Genomic DNA, 18,391 nt, shown 5'->3' on the forward strand with positions numbered 1-18,391 from the left:
CGGGCGCATGATGGATGCCCCGCCTCTTGCCACCACGGCTGACCCGCTGCGCCTGACGCTGCGGCTGCCTGATGCCGAGGCGACGGCCGCGCTGGCGCGACGGCTGGCCCCGAGGCTTCGCGCCAGGGACGTGCTGCTGCTGCAAGGCCCCATCGGTGCCGGCAAGACCCATTTCGCGCGCTCGCTCATCCAATCCTTGCTGGCCGCCGAGGGCCGCACCGAGGACGTTCCTTCCCCCACTTTCACGCTGGTACAGACCTACGCCACAGAAGCGCTGGAGATCTGGCACGCCGACCTCTACCGCCTCACCTCGCCCGCCGAGGCCGAGGAGCTGGGGCTTGAAGAGGCCTTTACCGAGGCGCTGTGCCTTATCGAATGGCCCGACCGGCTTGGCGGCCTCGCCCCGGCAAACGCGCTGACCCTGACCCTCGCGCCAGAGCCGGGGGGTGACGGGCGGCACCTGACGCTCACCGCCACCGACCCGCGCTGGCACGCAATCCTGGCCATGGAGCCCTCTATGACCGAAGCTCCCCGCGACGCCGCCGCCTTCATCGCCACCGCCGGCTGGGGCGACGCCGCGCGCAGCCGGCTCGCCGGCGATGCCTCGAACCGCAAATATGACCGTCTGATCCGCGACAACGGCAGCCGCGCCGTGCTGATGGATGCCGACCCGGCCAAGGGCGAAGATGTGGCGCCGTTCCTGTCCATCGACCGCGCGCTGCTGCTGCGCGGGTTGACGGCGCCGGACGTGCTGGCCGAGGACCGGGCGCAAGGCTTCCTGCTGCTCGAGGATCTGGGCGACGACCTCTTCGCCCGGGTGCTCGCCCGCGATCCATCGCAGGAATCCACCCTCTACGCAGCCGCGACCGATGTGCTCACCCATCTGCACGGCGCGCCGCTGCCCTCGGGCCTGCGCGCCTATGATGCCGCGCTGATGGGCAAGATGGCCGCCCTGGCGCTGGACTGGTATCTGCCGGGCGTGACCGGCACCCGCACCGACAGCGCCGGCTTTGCCGATCAAGTCGCGGCGTTAAAGGACACCCTCGCCCCCGGCGACCCGGTCATGGCCCTGCGCGACTACCACGCCGAAAACCTGCTGTGGCTGCCCGGCCGCGCTGGCATCGCCCGCGTCGGTCTGCTGGACTTCCAGGACGCGATGGCCGGCCCCCGCGCCTATGACCTCGTGTCGATGCTACAGGACGCCCGCCGCGATGTCCCCGACGCCATCGAGGCCGAGATGGTTGCCCGTTATTGCGCGCAGAACCGGCTGGATCAGAGCCGCTTTTCGGCCGAATACGCCTTCTGCGGCGCGCAGCGGAACCTGCGGATCCTCGGCGTCTTTGCCCGCCTGTCGATGCATTACGGCAAGCCGCACTATGTGGACCTGATCCCCCGGGTCTGGGGCCTGCTGCAGCGCGATCTGGCGCATCCGGCGCTGGCGGATCTGCAAGCCGCCGTCGCCGCCACCCTGCCTGCGCCGGATGCCGCCGGCCTGCAACGGATCAAGGAGCAGGCCGGATGCCACCCGCTGCGCTGATGCTCTACGCCGCCGGCTTCGGCACCCGCATGGGCGCGCTGACGGCGGACCGGCCCAAGCCGCTGATCCCCGTCGCCGGGCGCGCGCTGATCGACCATGCGCTGGCGCTGGTGCCACCGGGGCTGCGCGTCGTGGTGAACACCCATTACCGGGCGGACCAGATCGCCACCCATGTCGCCGGGCGCGGGCTGTTGCTGACGCATGAGCCGGAACTGCTGGAAACCGGCGGCGGCCTGCGCGCCGCGCTGCCGCTGCTGGACGCGGACCCGGTCTACACGCTGAATACCGATGCCGTCTGGACCGGGCCGAACCCGCTGGAAACGCTGGCCGCCGCCTGGGATGCCAGGCGGATGGACGCGCTGCTGCTGGTGCTGCCGCGCGCCCGTGCCATCGGCCACAAGGGCCGCGGGGATTTCGCCATCGGCGCCGATGGTGCCCTCAGCCGCGGGCCGGGCTTCGTGCCGGCCGTAGTGCATAGCGGCGCGCAGATCATCTCGCCCCGGCTGCTGGAGGCGGTGCCGGAGCGCATCTTCTCCAGCAATCGGCTCTGGGACGCTGCCGAGGCGCGCGGCCGGCTGTTCGGGGTGATCCATCCCGGCAGCTGGTGCGATGTCGGCCAGCCGGAGTCGCTGCCGCTGGCCGAGGCGATGCTGGCGGAAGCGGCCGCCCGTGTTTGACCCCTCCGCCAAGCCGCGCCTCTTTGCCCTGCCCTGCGGCGCCGACTTTCCGGTGGCGCTGGTTGACGGGATGATCGCGCGGATGGCGGGCCAGCCGCCCGAGGCGATGGCGCGGGTGACGCTGTATCTCAACACCCACCGGATGCTGCGCCGGGTGCGCGAGGTGTTCGGCGCCCGGGGGGCCCGGCTGCTGCCCCGGTTGCGACTGGTCACCGACCTTGGCCGCGATCCGCTGGCGGGGCTGCCCCCCGCGATTCCGCCGCTGCGCCGCCGGCTGGAACTGGCGCAACTGGTGGCGGGCCTCGTGGCGAACCAGCCCGATTTCGCGCCCGGCACCGCCACCTATGACCTAGCCGACAGCCTTGCCACCCTGATGGACGAGATGCAGGGCGAGGGCGTGGACCCGGCCGCGCTGGAACGGCTCGACATTGCCGACCACGCCGCGCATTGGCAACGGGCGCTGGCCTTCATCCGCATCGTCGCGCGCTATTTCGACGGCTCCGAAGCGCCCGACCCCGAGGCGCGGCAGCGCAAGGTGGCCGAGGCGCTGGTTCAGGCCTGGGCCGAGGCGCCGCCCTCTGGCCCCGTGATCGTGGCGGGGTCCACCGGCTCGCGCGGGGCGACGACGCTGTTCCTGCAGGCCGTGGCGCGGCTGCCGCAGGGCGCGGCGGTGCTGCCGGGCTTCGACTTCGACCTGCCGGAGGCGGTGTGGACCGGGCTTGATGCGGGCACCTTCCCGGCCGAGGATCACCCGCAATACCGCTTCTGGACGCTGACCCGCGCGCTGGACCTGACCCCGCGCGACGTGGCGCGGTGGAGCGAGGCGCAGGCGCCTTCCGATGCGCGCAACCGGCTGGTCTCGCTCGCCCTGCGGCCCGCGCCGGTGACGGACCAATGGCTGACCGAGGGCGCACGGCTGACCGATCTGGCCGGCGCGACCGCGGGGCTGACGTTGATCGAGGCGCCGAACCCGCGGACCGAGGCGCTGGCGATTGCCCTGCGGCTTCGGCAGGCGGCCGAGGAGGGTACCCGCGCCGCGCTGGTCACGCCCGACCGACTGCTCGGGCGGCGGGTGGCGGCGGCGCTGGACCGCTGGGGCATCCTGGCCGACGAATCCGCCGGACAGCCGCTGGTGCTGTCGCCGCCGGGTCGGTTCCTGCGCCATGTCGCGGCGCTGGTGGGGCAGAAGCTGACCGTCGAGGCGCTGTTGACCCTGCTTAAGCACCCGCTGGCCTGCTCGGGCGGCGACACCCGCGGCCCGCATCTGCTGTTCACGCGAGAGTTGGAGCTGCATCTTCGCCGTCATGGGCCCGCGTTCCCCGGCCCCGCCGATCTGGCGAAGTGGGCCGCGAAGGGCCCAGAAGATGGCCGCGCGGCTTGGACCCAGTGGCTGGGCGAGACGCTGTGCGGGCTGGAGGCGCTGACCGGCGAACGCCCGCTTTTGGCCTGCATAGAGACGCTTTTGGCCCGCGCTGAGGCTCTGGCCGCCGGCCCGGGTGGCCTCCCCAAGACTCTCTGGGCGGAGGCTGCGGGGCGCGAAGCGGCGCGGATCGTGGGCGAGCTTCTCCGCGAGGCCCCACACGGCGGCAGCTTCGCCCCGCATGACTTTGCCGACCTTCTGGCGACGCTACTGCAGGCCGGATCGGTCCGCACCCCCGATGCGCCGCATCCGCTGATCGCGATCTGGGGCACGCTCGAGGCACGGGTGCAAGGCGCCCATCTGGTGATCCTCGGCGGGCTGACCGATGGCGTCTGGCCGGAATTGCCGCCGCCGGACCCGTGGCTGTCGCGCAAAATGCGGGCCGAGGCGGGGCTGCTGCTGCCAGAGCGCCGCGTCGGCCTTGCCGCGCATGATTTCCAGCAGGCGGTGGCCGCGCCAACCGTGGTGCTCAGCCGCGCCCTGCGCGATGCCGAGGCGGAAACCGTGCCCTCGCGCTGGCTGAACCGGCTGACCAACCTGCTGAATGGGCTGGCGGCGCAGGGCGGTCCGCAGGCGCTGGCCGCGATGCAGGCGCGCGGCGCGGCGCTGGTCGCCGATGCGCTGCGGATCGAGGCGCCGGAGGCCCCCGCCCCCCGCGCCCACCGCCCCGCTCCGCGCCCGCCGCTGGCCCACCGCCCGCGCGAGCTTGCGGTGACCGGCATCCGCACGCTGATCCGCGACCCCTATGCCATTTACGCGCGCCACATCCTGCGCCTCCGCCCGCTCGACCCCATCGGCGCCGCCCCTGATGCAAGGCTGCGCGGACAGGCATTGCACCTGATCGTGGAACGGTTCATCCGCCAGCGCCCGGCGGGCGAGACGCCCGAAGACGCCCGCGCCCGGCTGCTGGCGGTCGCGGAAGAGGTGCTGGCGGCCGAGATTCCCTGGCCAAGCGCGCAGCGGCTGTGGCGGGCGCGGCTTGCCCGCGTGGCCCCCCGCTTCCTGGCGGCAGAGGCGGGGCGCGCAGCCCGTGGCACCCCGCTGCTGATCGAGAAAAGCGGCTCTGTTACACTGCAAACGCTTGGTTTTACCCTCTCCGCCCGTCCCGACCGGATCGACCTGCTGGAGGACGGCCGGGTGCACATCTACGACTACAAGACCGGCGAGCCGCCGAGCCTGAAGAAGCAGGAGCATTTCGAAAAGCAGCTGCTGCTGGAGGCGGCGATGGCCGAACGCGGCGCCTTTGCCGCGCTTGGCCCGCGCGAGGTGGAGGCGGTCACTTATATCGGCCTTGGCACCGGCGCCAAGCTGGTCACCAACCCGCTGGAGGATGACATCCTTGGCAAGACCTGGTCGGGCCTGCACCGGCTGGTCGGCGGTTATCTGGTCGAAGGGCGCGGCTATACAGCCCGCCGCGCGATGTTCGAGACGCGCGATATCAGCGATTACGACCACCTCTCGCGCTATGGCGAATGGGAGCTGAGCGAGCCGTCGCACCCTGAGCGCGTCGGCCCGGAGGAGGCGCCATGACCCGCAACGCCGCAAGCGCGCGGCAGGTTCTGGCGGCAGAGCCCCGCGCCTCGACCTGGTTGTCGGCCAATGCCGGATCGGGCAAGACCCGCGTGCTGACCGACCGGGTTGCGCGGCTGCTTCTGGGCGGGACGGAACCGCAGCACATCCTGTGCCTGACCTATACCAAGGCCGCCGCGTCGGAGATGCAGAACCGGCTGTTCCGCCGTCTGGGCGAATGGGCGATGCTGGAGCAGGGCCGCCTGCGCGCTGCACTGGCCGAGCTTGGCATCGACGGCATGGTCAGCGACGAGACGCTGGCCGAGGCGCGGCGGCTGTTCGCCCGCGCCATCGAGACGCCGGGCGGGCTGCGCATCCAGACCATCCACTCGTTCTGCGCCGGCCTGCTGCGGAGATTTCCGCTGGAGGCCGGGGTGTCGCCCGACTTCACCGAGATGGATGACCGCGCCGCCGAACTGCTGCGCGCCGAGATTGTCGAGGAGCTGGCGGGGGGCGGGGATATCGGCGCGGTGGATGCGCTGGCGGGGCTGGTGGCGGGGGATGACCTGTCGCCCGTTCTGGACGATTTGTGCAGGAATAGTGACGCATTTGCCGTTCCGCTGACCCGCCCGGCAGCGCTGTCGCTGTTCGACCTTCCGCCCGGCTATGACCGCGCCGCGCTGATGGCAGAGGTGCTGATGGGCGATGAGGCCGCACTGCTGGCCGATCTGGTGCCGCTGCTGCTGGCCAGCGGACCGAACGATTGCAAGGCGGGGGAGCGGCTGGCCTCTCTGGACCTCACGGACACCGATTGCCTGACCGCGCTGGAAGACGTGCTGCTGACCGGCAAGGGCGCCAAGGAGCCCTTCACCGCCAAGACCGGCAGCTTCCCGACCAAGGGACTCGCCTCCGGTGCCTGCGCGCCCCTCATGCCCCGCCTTCAGGCGCTGATGCTGCGGGTAGAGGCGGCGCGGCCGCGGCGGATCGCGCTGGCGGCGGCAGAGCGCGCGCTGGCGCTGCACCGTTTCGCCACTGCCTTCCTGCCGCGCTACCACGCCCGGAAGGCGGCCCGCGGCTGGCTGGATTTCGATGACCTGATCGCCCGCGCCGGGCGGCTTCTGTCGGATCGCAGCGTGGCGCAATGGGTGCTGTTCCGGCTCGATGGCGGCATCGACCACATTCTGGTAGACGAGGCGCAGGACACCAGCCCCGGCCAATGGGCGGTGATCGAACGGCTGAGCGAGGAGTTCACCGCGGGTGAGGGCGCGCGCGAGGGGCGGCGGACGCTGTTCGTGGTCGGTGACAAGAAGCAGTCGATCTACAGCTTTCAGGGCGCCGACCTGACCGCCTTTGACCGGATGCGCGGGCAGTTTGCCAGCCGCTTCCAGGCCGTCGGCGCGGCGATGCAGGATCTGACTCTGGACCACTCCTTCCGATCCTCCCCCGCCGTGCTGCGGGTGGTGGACCTTGCCTTCGACGGGCGGGCGGACCGCGGCATCGGCGGCGCGCCGCTGCATCTGGCCTTCAAGGATCAGATGCCGGGGCGGGTGGACCTCTGGCCGCTGATCCCCAAGGCGGAGCGCGAGGAGCCGGAGGCCTGGGACGCGCCGGTGGACCAGTTGCCCGAGGCGCATCCGGCGGTGCAACTGGCCCGGCGGATCGCGCGCTGGATCGGCGAGACCATCGCGGCGGGCACGCAGATCCCGGTGCCCGGCGGCACGCGCCCGGTGCATGAGGGTGACTTCCTGATCCTGGTGCAGCGGCGGTCGGACCTGTTTGCCGAGATCATCGCAGCCTGCAAGGCGGCGGGGCTGGCGATTGCCGGGGCCGACAGGCTGAAGCTGGGCGGCGAGCTGGCGGTGAAGGACATCCGCGCCGTGCTGGCTTTTCTGGCAACGCCAGAGGATGACCTGTCGCTGGCCGCCGCCCTGCGCTCCCCCCTGTTCGGCTGGACCGAGGCGCAGCTTTACGATCTGGCGCAGCCGCGTAAGGGCTACCTTTGGCAGGCGCTGCGCGGGCGCGAGGATCATGCGGAAACCCGCGCCATCCTGAACGACCTGCGCGACTGGGCAGATTTCCTGCGGCCCTATGAGCTGATCGAGCGGCTGCTGACCCGGCACGCCGGCCGCAAGCGGCTGGTGGCGCGACTGGGGCCGGAGGCTGAGGATGGTATCGACGAGCTGCTGACGCAGGCGCTTGCCTTCGAACGCAGCGCGGTGCCCAGCCTGACCGGGTTCCTGGTCTGGATGGAGGGCGGCGATGTCGAGGTGAAGCGCCGCCCCGAGGCTGCAGGCCGCGCGATCCGGGTGATGACGGTGCATGGCGCCAAGGGGCTGGAGGCGCCGGTGGTGATCTTGCCCGATACCATCCGCGGCGAGCGAAACCGGGGCGCCGCGATCCTGCGGCTGGAGGATGGCCCGCCGGTCTGGGGCACCAACGCCGATGAATCGCCCCCGGTGATGACTGCGGCCCGCGCGGCAGCGAAGGCACGGGAGGCGGAGGAGCGGGACCGGCTGCTCTATGTGGCGATGACGCGGGCAGAAAGCTGGCTGGTGGTCTGCGGCGCGGGGGATGCGGGCAGCAGCGGCGATCAGTGGTGGAGCCTTGTGGCCGCGGCAATGGAGAAGGCCGGGGCGGAACCGGCGCAGGTGGGGTTTGGGCAGATCCTTCGGTCTTTCTCAGGGGAGTGGCCGGTGGATGCTCCTTCGGCCACCCCCACTGTGGCACAGACGGGCCGGCCGCCGCTAGCGGACTGGGCGCTGAGACCGGCACCGCCTGCCGTGGGGACGGAAAAACCGCTCTCACCCTCGGACCTCGGCGGCGCCAAGGCCCTGCCCGGTGAGGCGGCTTTGTTGGGTGAGGACGCCGCCCTTCGCCAGGGACGGCAGCTGCACCTGCTGCTGGAGCATCTGCCCGATTGGCCCGCCGAGGCGCAGGCCGAGATCGCCTCGCGGCTGCTCTCGGTGGGCGAGGATAGCGCCGATCCTGCAGAGATAGAGACTGTTTTAGCCGCGGCGCAGGCGGTTCTGACCAGCGAGGCGATGCGCCCCTGGCTCGGCCCGGACACGCTCGCCGAGGTCGAAATCACCGCGCATCTGCCGGAACTCGGCGGTCGCAGGATCCACGGCATCCTCGACCGGCTGTGGATCGGCGAGGACCGGGTGCTGGCCATCGACTACAAGTCGAACGCCGTTGTTCCCTCGCGCCCCGAAGACGTGCCCCTTGGCTTGCTGCGCCAAATGGGCGCCTATGCTGCGGCGCTGGAGCAGATCTACCCCGGTCGGCGGATCGACACCGCAATCCTGTGGATTCGCAGCGGCCATCTGATGCACCTGCCTTGCGATATCGTGAGGGCGGCCTTGCATGGGGGCACCATCCCTTGACCTGCCCTGCCCGCGTCCATACTTTCAGGACCAACCCGCTTCATCAGGAGAAGACCGATGGCAACCCATCCCGTGACCGATGCCACCTTTGACGCCGAAGTCCGCCAGTCGGCCATTCCGGTCGTCGTGGATTTCTGGGCCGAATGGTGCGGCCCCTGCCGCCAGATCGGCCCGGCGCTCGAGGAAATTGCCACCGAGATGGAAGGCAAGGTCAAGATCGTGAAGATCAACGTCGACGAAAACCCCGACAGCCCGGCGCAGCTGGGTGTGCGCGGCATCCCGGCGCTGTTCCTGTTCAAGGACGGCCAGGTCGTGTCGAACAAGGTCGGCGCTGCGCCCAAAGCCGCGCTGCAAAGCTGGATTCAGTCGGCGATCTGATCGCGGGCAAGCGAAACGAGAGGGGCGCCCTTTGCGGCGCCCTTTTTGCATTCAACGCAGGTCCGGGAACGCCCGCCGTGCAATGGCGCGCAGCGCCGCCAGTCGGATCTGCTGCAACAGGTCGGATTTTGCCGCCGCTGCCGGGATGCGCGCCCAGTCTGCGATGATCTGGTTGCGCAGCAGGAAGCCGATGCTGGCGTCCTCGGGCCCCGAGAACACATAGCCCCGGAAAAAGGCCGCCAGGGCCCGCGGCGGCAGCACCTCGCCTTCGGGGATCTGCTCGGGGTCGGTGCAGGTCACCGCGAAATTCAGCAGCAGCCGCGCCACGTCATGCCCCACAGGGGCGCTTTGCGCCGGGGCGAAGTCCAGCCCCCAGACCCCGCCCTGCCCCGGCGGATCGCCCGCCAGCATCAGATTGCGCAGATTCATGTCGCCATGCCGCCCCCCAGCGCTGGCAGGCAGACCATCATAGCGCGCGCCCTCGGCGATTACCCGGTCGCTCAGCGCGATGAACTCGCGCGCGAGCGGCACCTGCCGGCGCCCCGCGGCCACCGCATCGCGCTGCCGCGCCAGATGATCGCAGACGGCGCGCGGGCGGTAGGCGCGCATCCCGGCATCGGTCGCGGCATGGAACCAGGCGAGCCAGCGGCCGCAGGCCTCCAGCGCATCATCCAGCTGCTCGGGCCGCGTCGCCTGCTCCATCACCGCGGCGGCGGTCTCGCCCGGCACCCGCTCCATCAGCAGGGCGTGGCTTTCGGGCAAGGCGGCCAGCACCTGCGGCACCCCGCCGCCCATCGCCCGCAAGGCCGCCTGCTGCGCGGCAAGGCTGCCCGCGAACAGGGCCGGATCGGCCGGCAGCGGCGCCAGCTTCAGCACCAGCGGTGGCTGGCCGGGGGCTGTCAGCTCCAGCACGATGCGGCGCCGGTCCGGTTCATCCCGCCAGGCCAGAAGCCGGGGCGTGTAACCCTCTGCCGGCACTCCCGCTATGGTCGAAAGCCGCGGCCACAGCGCCAACGCTGCCTGTTCGAGGCCTGTCCTGCCCATCCGTTCCCGTCCGATCTGCCCCGCGACATGCTGGCCGATCCGCGCGGCGAGGGGAAGGGGCGGCGAGCGGGGTTGCGGCGCCCGGCCCTGCGCCCATATTCAGGGCGTGACACAACGGAAGGCAGATCCATGACCCGCGACGAGTTTCCAGGCTGGCACGGCACCACGATCATCGGCGTCCGCCGCGGCGGCAAGGTCGTGATTGCCGGCGATGGGCAGGTCAGCCTTGGCCAGACGGTGATCAAGGGCACCGCCCGCAAGGTGCGCAGGCTCTCGCCGGGCGGGCATGACGTGGTGGCGGGCTTTGCCGGGTCCACCGCCGATGCCTTCACCCTGCTGGAGCGGCTGGAGAAAAAGCTGGAGGCCGCGCCCGGCCAGCTGGACCGCGCCTGTGTGGAGCTGGCGAAGGACTGGCGCACCGACAAGTATCTGCAAGAGCTGGAGGCAATGCTGATTGTCACCGACGGCACCGCGCTACTGGTCGTCACCGGCGCGGGCGATGTGCTGGAGCCAGAGCATGACGTAGCCGCCATCGGGTCGGGCGGGAACTACGCGCTCGCCGCTGCCCGGGCACTGATGGAGACGGAGTTTGATGCCGAGACCATTGCCCGCAAGGCGATGGCGATCGCGGCCGACATCTGCGTCTACACCAACGGCAAGCTGACGGTGGAGAGCATCGAGGGGGCCAGCCTTGACTGACGCGACCGGCTTTACCCGCGATGACCTGCGCGCCGGCGTTGCCGCCGGGCTGCTGACCGAACCGCAGGCCGCCAGCCTGCTGGCGCTGGCCGAGGCGCGGCACGGTACCCGCAGCACCCTTCCCGAAGAAGATGAGCCCTTCGAGCTGTTCCGCGGCTTTGCCGAGATCTTCGTGTCGGTCGGCCTTGTGCTGCTGCTCTCCGGGGTCATCGGGCTTTCGGCGCTGTTCGGCAGCCCGCTGCTGTTGATGGCCGTCACCGCCGGGGCCTGCTGGGCGCTGGCGCGCTATTTTACCTTGCGGCGGCGGATGGTGCTGCCCTCCATCGTGCTGGTCTGCGGCTATGCCGCAGGCATTGCCGGGGTGGCGGCGTCGCTGATCGGCGGTGAGGGCACCGCGCAGGACCTGCTGATCTGCGCGCTGATCGCGGCGGGGCTGGCGCTGTGGTACCGCGTGTTCCGCCTGCCCTTCACCATGTTCCTGCTGGGCCTGACCGGGCTGGCCGCCGTCGTCATCGTCACCGACAGCATCGCACCTGATGCCGCCCTGCATGGCTGGCAGGCGATGTTCGACCTGCGCGCCGGGTCTGGCCTTGCGCTTGGCACGCTCGCCTTCGGGCTGGCCGCCTTCGCGGGTGGCATGTGGTTCGACAGCCGCGATCCGCACCGGCTGGGCCGCCATGCCGCCAGCGGCTTCTGGCTGCATCTGCTGGCCGCGCCGGCGCTGGTGAACACCGTGGCGCTGACCTTCTACAACATGGGCCCCGGCACCGGCTATGTGCTGCTGGCCCTCGCCCTCGGGCTGATTGCCATGCTGGCGCTGGTGATCGACCGGCGCAGCTTCCTGACCGCCGGCATCGGCTACCTTGCCTTCCTCATCACGCTTGTTGCCCGGCAGGGCGGCGATCTGGACTGGCCCTGGGTCGTGCTGATCCTTGGCGCCGTCATCACCGGCCTTGGCGCCACATGGACAGACCTGCGCGCCCGCCTGATGCGGGCCCTCCCGGGCTTTCCGGGCAAGCGCCGCCTGCCGCCTTATCTGGAGACTCCATGACCGACCTGACCCCGCGCGAGATCGTCTCGGAACTCGACCGCTACATCATCGGCCAGCAAGGCGCCAAGCGCGCCGTGGCCGTGGCCCTGCGCAACCGCTGGCGGCGCAAGCTGCTGGGGGATGACCTGCGCGAAGAGGTGTACCCCAAGAACATCCTGATGATCGGCCCCACCGGCGTCGGCAAGACCGAGATCAGTCGCCGTCTGGCCAAGCTGGCCCGCGCGCCCTTCATCAAGGTCGAGGCGACGAAGTTCACCGAGGTCGGCTATGTCGGCCGCGATGTCGAACAGATCATCCGCGATCTGGCCGATGCCGCCATCGTCGACACCCGCGCCCGGATGCGCGAGGAGGTGAAGGCCCGCGCCCACAAGGCCGCCGAGGAACGGGTGATCGAGGCGCTGGCCGGCACCGAGGCGCGCGAGGCGACGCGCGAGATGTTCCGCGGAAAGCTGAAGCGCGGCGAGCTGGATGCAACGGTGATCGAGCTGGAGGTGGCCGATTCTGCCCCCGCGATGCCGTTCGAACTGCCGGGCCAGCCCGGCGGAATGGGCATGGGCGCGATGAACCTGGGTGAGATCTTCGGCAAGGCCTTCGGCGCCCGCAAGATCCGCAAGAAGCTGACCGTCGCCGAAAGCTATGAGCTGCTGATCAGCGAAGAGGCCGACAAGCTGCTGGACGATGAGATCGTGAAGGCCGCGGCGCTGGAGGCGGTGCAGGAAAGCGGCATCGTCTTCATCGACGAGATCGACAAGGTCTGCGCCCGCGCCGATGCCCGCGGCGCCGACATCTCCCGCGAAGGCGTGCAGCGCGACCTGCTGCCGCTGATCGAGGGCACGACGGTCAGCACGAAGTATGGCCCGGTGAAGACCGACCATATCCTGTTCATCGCGAGCGGGGCCTTCCACATCGCCAAGCCATCGGACCTGCTGCCCGAACTGCAGGGCCGCCTGCCAATCCGGGTGGAGCTGCGCGCACTGACGGAAGAAGATTTCGTGCGCATTCTGACCGAGACGGACAACGCCCTGACGCGCCAATACACCGCGCTGATGGCGACCGAGGAGGTGACGGTGACCTTCACCCCCGAAGGCATCGCCGCGCTGGCCCGCATTGCCGCCGAGGTGAACCGCAGCATCGAGAATATCGGCGCGCGGCGGCTGTATACCGTGATGGAGCGGGTGTTCGAGGAGCTGTCCTTCACCGCGCCGGACCGGGGCGGCGAGGCGGTGGTGGTGGATGCGGACTTCGTCGAGAAGAACCTCGGCGATCTGTCCCGCTCTGCCGACCTGAGCCGCTACGTGCTGTAACACTGGCGATGCGCGCCGGGGCAGGCTACGAAAACCTATGACCTGTCCCGGAGCGCGCCATGATCGTCCTTCGTCCCGCCTTGCTTCTGGTGCTGCTGCTTGCGGCCTGCACACCGCGGGGCGCAATCGTGATCGATCCGGCCGCGGCCGAGGTGGGCACGGTGCGCCCGGTCTTCGTGGGCACCTCGCGCGGGAAGGATGAGGAGACGGGCACCGAATATGCCAGGTACCGCAACCCCGAAACCCGGTTTGCCCGCTTCGACATCGCGATCCCCCCGGCGCATCAGGCGGGGCGGATCGTCTACACAAAGCCGAACAAGGCTGCCAATCCGCAGACCGATTTCCTGACCACGCGCGAGATCGTCTATGACGAATCCGGAGCCTTCCGGGCCGATCTGGCGCGCGAGCTGCGGCAGAGCCCCCGCGGCACGCGTGAGGCAGTGATCTTCGTCCACGGATTCAACACCACCTTCGCTGAAGGCCTCTACCGAATCGCGCAGCTGGCGCATGACCTGAAGATGCCGGGGGTTGCGGTGCATTACGCCTGGCCCTCGCGCGGGGCGCCGCTCGCCTATGTCTATGACCGCGATTCCGCCATGTTCGCCCGGGACGGGCTGGAACGGCTGCTGGACGAGGTAACGGCGGCGGGGGCAGAGCGGGTGGTGCTTGTCGGCCATTCGATGGGTGCCTCGGTGGTGATGGAGACGCTGCGGCAGATGGCGATTGCGGGAAAACCCGCGCGCGATGTCGCCGGCGTGGTGCTGATCTCGCCCGATCTCGACGTGGACCTGTTCCGAGCGCAGGCCACGCGGATCGGCACGCTGCCGCAGCCCTTCGTGATCTTCACCTCGAAGAAGGACAGGGCGCTGGCACTGTCGGCGCGGGTCTCGGGCGAGACGGCGCGGCTGGGGAATGTGACCGACGTCGCGCTGCTGTCGGGGCTGAACGTGACGTTGATCGACGTCACCTCCTACTCCACCGGCGCGGGCCATTTCACGCCCGGCACCTCGCCCGCGCTGATCGGGATCCTGTCGCAGATCAGCGAAGTCGATGATGCGCTTGCCAGCGGGCAGATCGGGCAGACCGGCCTGTTGCCGGGGGTGGTGCTGACGGTGCAGGGCGCGACTCAGATCGTGATGTCGCCGGTGACGGCGCTGGCGGGCGGGCTGGACGGGCAGTAGCTAGCGCCCGCGCCGCAGGTAGACGTAATAGGCCCCTGCCCCGCCATGCTTCAGATGCGCCTGCACCACCTGCAGCACCAGCGTACCCAGCGGCGGCATGGTCAGCCATTGCGGCACCTGATGGCGCAGCACGCCCTGCCGCTGCGGGATCGGGCCGTTGTCGAGCCCGCGCTTGCCCTTGCCGGTGATGACCAGCACCAGCCGCCGCCCTGACGCTGCCGACCGCAGGATGAAATGCGTCAGCTCGGGATGCGCCTCGGCCATGGTCATGCCGTGCAGGTCGATCCGCGCCTCTGGCTCCAGCCGGCCGCGGGTCATGGTCTTGTGGGTCTTGTGGTCCATCCTGACCGGCGCGGCGGCCAGCTGGTCAGAGACCGAGGGCGCAAGATCCATGCGGAAGGCAAGGTCGGGGGCGGATTGGCCGATGCGGAAGTCCTGCACCTCTGGCCGGGGTTTTTTCTTGGGTACATCCACCTGCGGCACCTGATGGGCGGGGACATGCGCCTTCGGCTCGGCCAGTGGACGGCTCGGGTGCAGGGGCTGCGCGCTGGCGGCGATGCGCTGCCACAGCTCCTGCTCATCCGGGCGCAGGCCACGCGGCCGCCGGGTGGTCACGACACGCGTCCGGGGCCAGCCCCCGGTGCCATCCGTTCCGCCAGCGCCGGTGGCAGCAGCAGCACCAGCCGCCCGGCATCCTTCATCCGGCCCGCCATCTCGCCCGCCTCGGCGCCCGATCCGCAGAACAGGTCGCCCCGCTGCGGCCCATGCATGGCGCTGCCGCTGTCCTGCGCGATGCAGAGCCGCGACTGCGTCCGGGTTTCCACCCAGACCGGCGCCCCCAGCGGAATGTGGTCGCTGTCCACGGCAAGGCTGCGCAGCGGCGTCACCGGGCGACCCATGGCACCTATGGGGCCAGAGCTTTCGGGCAGGTCCAGCAGCTGGAAGAACACGAAGGATGGGTTGTGCCAGAACAGCTCCACCGCCTGCCCGGGATGGGCGGCGCACCAGGCGCGGATCGTCTGCGCCGACATCGCCTCGGCCGAAACCTCGCCGCGCCGGATCAGTTCTTGCCCGATGGAGCGGTAGGGCTGGCCGTTGCGCCCGGCATATCCCAGCCGCAGCAGCCGCCCATCCTCCAGCCGCACCCGGGCCGAGCCCTGCACCTGCGCCAGAAACGCCTCGACCGGGCTGTCGAGCCAGACCAGCTCCTGCCCGCGCAGCAGCCCCCCAAGCTCGATCGCGGCGCGCGAGGGGCCAACGAGGCCCGGCGCATGCTCAGCGGGCAGCGCGTAGAGCGGCCAGGCGAAGCGCGGTGTGGCGGTCAGAGAGCCTTGCAGCTCGGGCTCGTAATAGCCGGTCAGCAGCGCCGGGGGGGTGCCGATCTCGACCGGCACGAAATGCTTCTCGAAGAACGTCCGCGCCTCGCCGCCGGTATCCGCGGCGGCGGCGGCCCAATCGGGGCCCAGCAGATCTGCCGTCACGAAAAACGCCGCCCGTGCGGCGGCGTGGTCGTCCCTGTCCCAGCCGGGAAGGGCGGCGTGAGTCCTTCGCCGCGCCGCGATCATTCCCCGGTGGCCACCAGTTGCCAGTTCGGGTCCGACGCGCCCATCTTGCGGGCAAAGGTCCAGACATCACGCTGCTTGCGGGCCGATTTCGGGTCGCCCTCGACAATCGCGCCGTTGCTGTCGCGCGCGACAGAGATCAGCTCGCCGACATAGCGCACAGAAATCTCGCCTTCGTCCGTGGCCGCGTCGAACTCGGCGCCATGCAACGCCAGTTCGCGCAACCCGATGAACTCGGCGGTGATGGTCAGGCCCTGCGCCTCGCGGGCGGCGACCACCTCGGCAAAGCTGTCATAGACCTCGGGGCCAAGGAACGGCTTGACCGAGGCAAGATCGCCCTTCTCGAAGGCCATCAGGATCATCTCATATGCACCGCGGGCGCCTTGCAGGAAGTCGCCCACCGAAAAGCTCGGTTCGGCCAGCTTCATCGCGGCCAGCGCCTTCGCGGCATCGCTGCCATCGGAAACGTGATCGGTGATGTCGCGATCCGGCCCGCCCTCGATCACCTCGAAGTCGCGGCGCACGGCGCGGCCTTCCGGCACGGGCGCAGTCACCGGGGGTTTCTCGAACCCTTCGCGTGTGCCGAGAACGGCTTTCAGGCGCAGGATCAGGAAAATGGCGATCCCGGCCAGGACAAGCAGTTGGATAACGGCATTCGACATGAGCAGACCTTTGAAAACGGACAGGCAAGCAAGCGCGGGGTTGGCACATCTTGCCGTCGCTACCTATGTAGGGCAGGGGCGAGGTCAAGTCCACCATCGCCCGGAACCGAGGATAAGCACAGGAATCCTGCCGATGTGGCTTTTCGTGGCCTTTTTGGCCGTCCCGCTGATCGAGATCACGCTGTTCATCCAGGTAGGCGGGCTGATCGGCCTGTGGCCGACGCTGGCGCTTGTGCTGCTGACTGCAGTCGCCGGCACATGGTTGATGCGCCGCGAAGGCGCACGGGCGCTGAACGACCTGCGCCGGTCCCTGAACGAGGTGCGCGACCCGACCGGCGACATTGCCCATGGCGCGATGATCCTGCTGGCCGGCGCGCTGCTGCTGACGCCGGGGTTCTTCACCGACACGCTGGGCATCTTGCTGCTGATCAAGCCGGTTCGGACGTGGCTGATGGCGCAGGTCGGCAAGCGCGTCACCATGACGCGGTTTACTGTGGGCGACGCACCGATGGATGGCCGCCATCCGGGCCATCGCCCCGACCCGCATCGCGGGCCGACGGTGATCGATGCAGAGTTTCATGAGGTGGAAGACAGCACCCCGCCGCGCGGCCCCTCGGGCTGGACGCGCGACTAGCCCGCCATTGAGCAGCCGGATGCGAGGTGCTACACCCGGCCCCGATCAACAGACTCCAGGGGAGACGCTACAGATGGCCGAAAACGGCAACGGGGCCGCGCCCCAACCGGAAACCCAGCCGGCCGCCGCGCCGCAGACGCCCCGGATGCAGGTGCTGGCCCAGTTCATCCGCGACATGAGCTTTGAGAATGTCGTGGCGCAGAAGGGCCTGACCAACGCCGACGTGCAGCCGGAAATGTCGGTGCAGGTCAGCCTCGACGCGCGCAAGCGCCCGGCGGAGAACCAGTATGAGGTGACCACCAAGTTCAAGATCACCTCTGCCAACCGCGCCGACAAGGCGCCGCTGTTCCTGCTGGAGCTGGAATATGGCGGGATCTTCCTGGTCGAGGGCGTGCCGGAAGAGCAGATGCACCCCTATCTGCTGATCGAATGCCCGCGGATGCTGTTCCCCTTCGTGCGCCGCATCGTTTCCGACGTGACCCGCGATGGCGGCTTCCCGCCGCTGAACCTCGACACCGTAGACTTCTTGGCGCTCTACCGCTCGGAACTCGCGCGACGGGCCGAGGCGCAGAAGGCACAGCCGCAAGCGCTGATCTGAACGCCTGACATCTGACACGCGCCGCCGCGGGATCCCCCTGCGGCGGCGCCTTCCATTCCGGGCTACAAGTTTCGGGGCCGTACCAATGACCGACATGATCCCTGCCTGGGTAGAGGGCACCCTGACCCCGATGGACAAGCTCGAGGTGCATCGCCTCGGCCTGCGCCACAAGGCGGTGTCGGTCTTCGTGCTGGCGGGAGAGCGGGTGCTGATCCAGCGACGCGCGGCCAGCAAGTATCACACGCCGGGCCTTTGGGCGAACACCTGTTGCACCCATCCGCATTGGGACGAACCCGCCGCCGCCTGCGCCGTGCGGCGGCTGCGCGAGGAGCTGGGGATCGACGGGCTGGCGCTGAGTGCCGCCGAAACCGTGGAATACCGCGCTGATGTCGGCAATGGCATGACCGAACATGAACTGGTGGAGATCTTCGTGGCCGAGGCGCCGGCCGATCTGTCGGTCAGCCCGGCCCCTGCCGAAGTGTCTGCCGTGCGCTGGATCGCCCTGCGCGACCTGCTGGAAGAGGTGGAGGATGAGCCGGAGCGCTTCACCCCCTGGCTGCGGATCTACCTGTCCGATCACCGCGACCGCATCTTTGGTCGCCGGGTGGGCAGCAGCTGATAACTTTGTGATAAATCCGCCCCGCCCGCGCAAAATCGTCGCAGGGCAGGGAACCAGCGATTCCTTGCCCGCATTGCTCCCTCGGGACTGGCGTCCTTGCCCCGGACCTGCGAAACCTTGGGCAGGTGAGGCG

The 18,391-nt window shown here is 69.8% G+C and carries 16 protein-coding genes; 12 read left to right on the forward strand and 4 right to left on the reverse strand.

The window, feature by feature from the left end; genetic code table 11:
• Positions 1–7 precede the first annotated feature (7 nt).
• From tsaE to trxA, 5 genes are read left to right on the forward strand one after another with little or no spacing between them, the layout of a single operon-like run.
• Positions 8–1,537, forward strand: coding sequence for a tRNA (adenosine(37)-N6)-threonylcarbamoyltransferase complex ATPase subunit type 1 TsaE (tsaE, locus tag Q8S30_RS02275; RefSeq protein ID WP_305664413.1), 1,530 nt, complete (start codon positions 8–10; stop codon positions 1,535–1,537).
• Positions 1,519–2,214, forward strand: coding sequence for a nucleotidyltransferase family protein (locus Q8S30_RS02280; protein ID WP_305664414.1), 696 nt, complete (start codon positions 1,519–1,521; stop codon positions 2,212–2,214). The genes tsaE and Q8S30_RS02280 overlap by 19 nt, the downstream gene beginning before the upstream one ends.
• Complete coding sequence (gene addB, locus Q8S30_RS02285) at positions 2,207–5,164, forward strand: double-strand break repair protein AddB (protein ID WP_305664415.1); 2,958 nt, start codon at positions 2,207–2,209, stop codon at positions 5,162–5,164. The genes Q8S30_RS02280 and addB overlap by 8 nt, the downstream gene beginning before the upstream one ends.
• A complete protein-coding gene (gene addA / locus Q8S30_RS02290; RefSeq protein WP_305664416.1) occupies positions 5,161–8,526 on the forward strand; it encodes a double-strand break repair helicase AddA in 3,366 nt (1,121 codons plus the stop codon). Before addB ends, addA begins: the two co-directional genes overlap by 4 nt.
• 57 nt (positions 8,527–8,583) lie before the next feature.
• A complete protein-coding gene (gene trxA / locus Q8S30_RS02295; RefSeq protein WP_305664417.1) occupies positions 8,584–8,904 on the forward strand; it encodes a thioredoxin in 321 nt (106 codons plus the stop codon).
• 51 nt (positions 8,905–8,955) lie between these two features.
• Here the strand turns inward: trxA and Q8S30_RS02300 are convergent, their stop codons facing one another.
• Positions 8,956–9,948, reverse strand: coding sequence for an aminoglycoside phosphotransferase family protein (locus Q8S30_RS02300; RefSeq protein WP_305664418.1), 993 nt, complete (start codon positions 9,946–9,948; stop codon positions 8,956–8,958).
• A 129-nt stretch (positions 9,949–10,077) separates the two neighbouring features.
• Here Q8S30_RS02300 and hslV point away from each other — a divergent pair, with 129 nt between their 5' ends.
• The 4 genes from hslV to Q8S30_RS02320 are packed head-to-tail and all read left to right on the forward strand — an operon-like array spanning position 10,078 to position 14,183.
• On the forward strand, positions 10,078–10,647 hold the full coding sequence (gene hslV / locus Q8S30_RS02305) for an ATP-dependent protease subunit HslV (RefSeq protein ID WP_305664419.1): 570 nt from the start codon (positions 10,078–10,080) through the stop codon (positions 10,645–10,647).
• A complete protein-coding gene (locus Q8S30_RS02310; protein ID WP_305664420.1) occupies positions 10,640–11,698 on the forward strand; it encodes a hypothetical protein in 1,059 nt (352 codons plus the stop codon). Before hslV ends, Q8S30_RS02310 begins: the two co-directional genes overlap by 8 nt.
• Positions 11,695–13,002, forward strand: coding sequence for an ATP-dependent protease ATPase subunit HslU (gene hslU / locus Q8S30_RS02315; protein WP_305664421.1), 1,308 nt, complete (start codon positions 11,695–11,697; stop codon positions 13,000–13,002). The genes Q8S30_RS02310 and hslU overlap by 4 nt, the downstream gene beginning before the upstream one ends.
• Before the next feature lie 59 nt (positions 13,003–13,061).
• Positions 13,062–14,183 carry an alpha/beta hydrolase gene (locus tag Q8S30_RS02320; RefSeq protein ID WP_305664422.1) on the forward strand — a complete coding sequence of 374 codons (1,122 nt, stop codon included), beginning with the start codon at positions 13,062–13,064 and terminating at the stop codon, positions 14,181–14,183.
• On the opposite strand, the gene Q8S30_RS02325 is transcribed toward Q8S30_RS02320, so the two are convergent.
• From Q8S30_RS02325 to Q8S30_RS02335, 3 genes are all read right to left on the reverse strand, one after another.
• Positions 14,184–14,798, reverse strand: coding sequence for a Smr/MutS family protein (locus tag Q8S30_RS02325; RefSeq protein ID WP_305664423.1), 615 nt, complete (start codon positions 14,796–14,798; stop codon positions 14,184–14,186).
• On the reverse strand, positions 14,795–15,664 hold the full coding sequence (locus Q8S30_RS02330; protein WP_371135424.1) for a murein transglycosylase A: 870 nt from the start codon (positions 15,662–15,664) through the stop codon (positions 14,795–14,797). The genes Q8S30_RS02325 and Q8S30_RS02330 overlap by 4 nt, the downstream gene beginning before the upstream one ends.
• An 80-nt stretch (positions 15,665–15,744) precedes the next feature.
• Complete coding sequence (locus Q8S30_RS02335; protein WP_305664425.1) at positions 15,745–16,407, reverse strand: Tim44/TimA family putative adaptor protein; 663 nt, start codon at positions 16,405–16,407, stop codon at positions 15,745–15,747.
• Positions 16,408–16,540: 133 nt separating this feature from the next.
• On the opposite strand from Q8S30_RS02335, the gene Q8S30_RS02340 reads away from it, so the two are divergent.
• From Q8S30_RS02340 to idi, 3 genes are all read left to right on the forward strand, one after another.
• Positions 16,541–17,041: an FxsA family protein gene (locus Q8S30_RS02340; protein WP_305664426.1), complete on the forward strand. Its 501-nt coding sequence runs from the start codon at positions 16,541–16,543 to the stop codon at positions 17,039–17,041.
• A gap of 73 nt (positions 17,042–17,114) precedes the next feature.
• The gene (gene secB, locus Q8S30_RS02345) at positions 17,115–17,639 is read left to right on the forward strand and encodes a protein-export chaperone SecB (RefSeq protein WP_305664427.1); all 525 of its coding nucleotides are present in this window, start codon (positions 17,115–17,117) and stop codon (positions 17,637–17,639) included.
• Positions 17,640–17,724: 85 nt separating this feature from the next.
• The gene (gene idi, locus Q8S30_RS02350; protein ID WP_305664428.1) at positions 17,725–18,258 is read left to right on the forward strand and encodes an isopentenyl-diphosphate Delta-isomerase; all 534 of its coding nucleotides are present in this window, start codon (positions 17,725–17,727) and stop codon (positions 18,256–18,258) included.
• Positions 18,259–18,391: the final 133 nt, after the last annotated feature.

The sequence above is a fragment of the Frigidibacter sp. genome (assembly GCF_030695035.1).
Lineage (GTDB): Bacteria > Pseudomonadota > Alphaproteobacteria > Rhodobacterales > Rhodobacteraceae > Frigidibacter.

Excerpts from the sequence above, each read along its gene's own strand:
- tsaE (WP_305664413.1), top strand. The coding sequence starts at position 8 with ATGATGGATGCCCCGCCTCTTGCCACCACGGCTGACCCGCTGCGCCTG.
- Q8S30_RS02280 (WP_305664414.1), top strand. The coding sequence starts at position 1,519 with ATGCCACCCGCTGCGCTGATGCTCTACGCCGCCGGCTTCGGCACCCGC.
- addA (WP_305664416.1), top strand. The coding sequence starts at position 5,161 with ATGACCCGCAACGCCGCAAGCGCGCGGCAGGTTCTGGCGGCAGAGCCC.
- trxA (WP_305664417.1), top strand. The coding sequence starts at position 8,584 with ATGGCAACCCATCCCGTGACCGATGCCACCTTTGACGCCGAAGTCCGC.
- Q8S30_RS02300 (WP_305664418.1), bottom strand. The coding sequence starts at position 9,948 with ATGGGCAGGACAGGCCTCGAACAGGCAGCGTTGGCGCTGTGGCCGCGG.
- hslV (WP_305664419.1), top strand. The coding sequence starts at position 10,078 with ATGACCCGCGACGAGTTTCCAGGCTGGCACGGCACCACGATCATCGGC.
- hslU (WP_305664421.1), top strand. The coding sequence starts at position 11,695 with ATGACCGACCTGACCCCGCGCGAGATCGTCTCGGAACTCGACCGCTAC.
- Q8S30_RS02320 (WP_305664422.1), top strand. The coding sequence starts at position 13,062 with ATGATCGTCCTTCGTCCCGCCTTGCTTCTGGTGCTGCTGCTTGCGGCC.
- Q8S30_RS02335 (WP_305664425.1), bottom strand. The coding sequence starts at position 16,407 with ATGTCGAATGCCGTTATCCAACTGCTTGTCCTGGCCGGGATCGCCATT.
- Q8S30_RS02340 (WP_305664426.1), top strand. The coding sequence starts at position 16,541 with ATGTGGCTTTTCGTGGCCTTTTTGGCCGTCCCGCTGATCGAGATCACG.
- secB (WP_305664427.1), top strand. The coding sequence starts at position 17,115 with ATGGCCGAAAACGGCAACGGGGCCGCGCCCCAACCGGAAACCCAGCCG.
- idi (WP_305664428.1), top strand. The coding sequence starts at position 17,725 with ATGACCGACATGATCCCTGCCTGGGTAGAGGGCACCCTGACCCCGATG.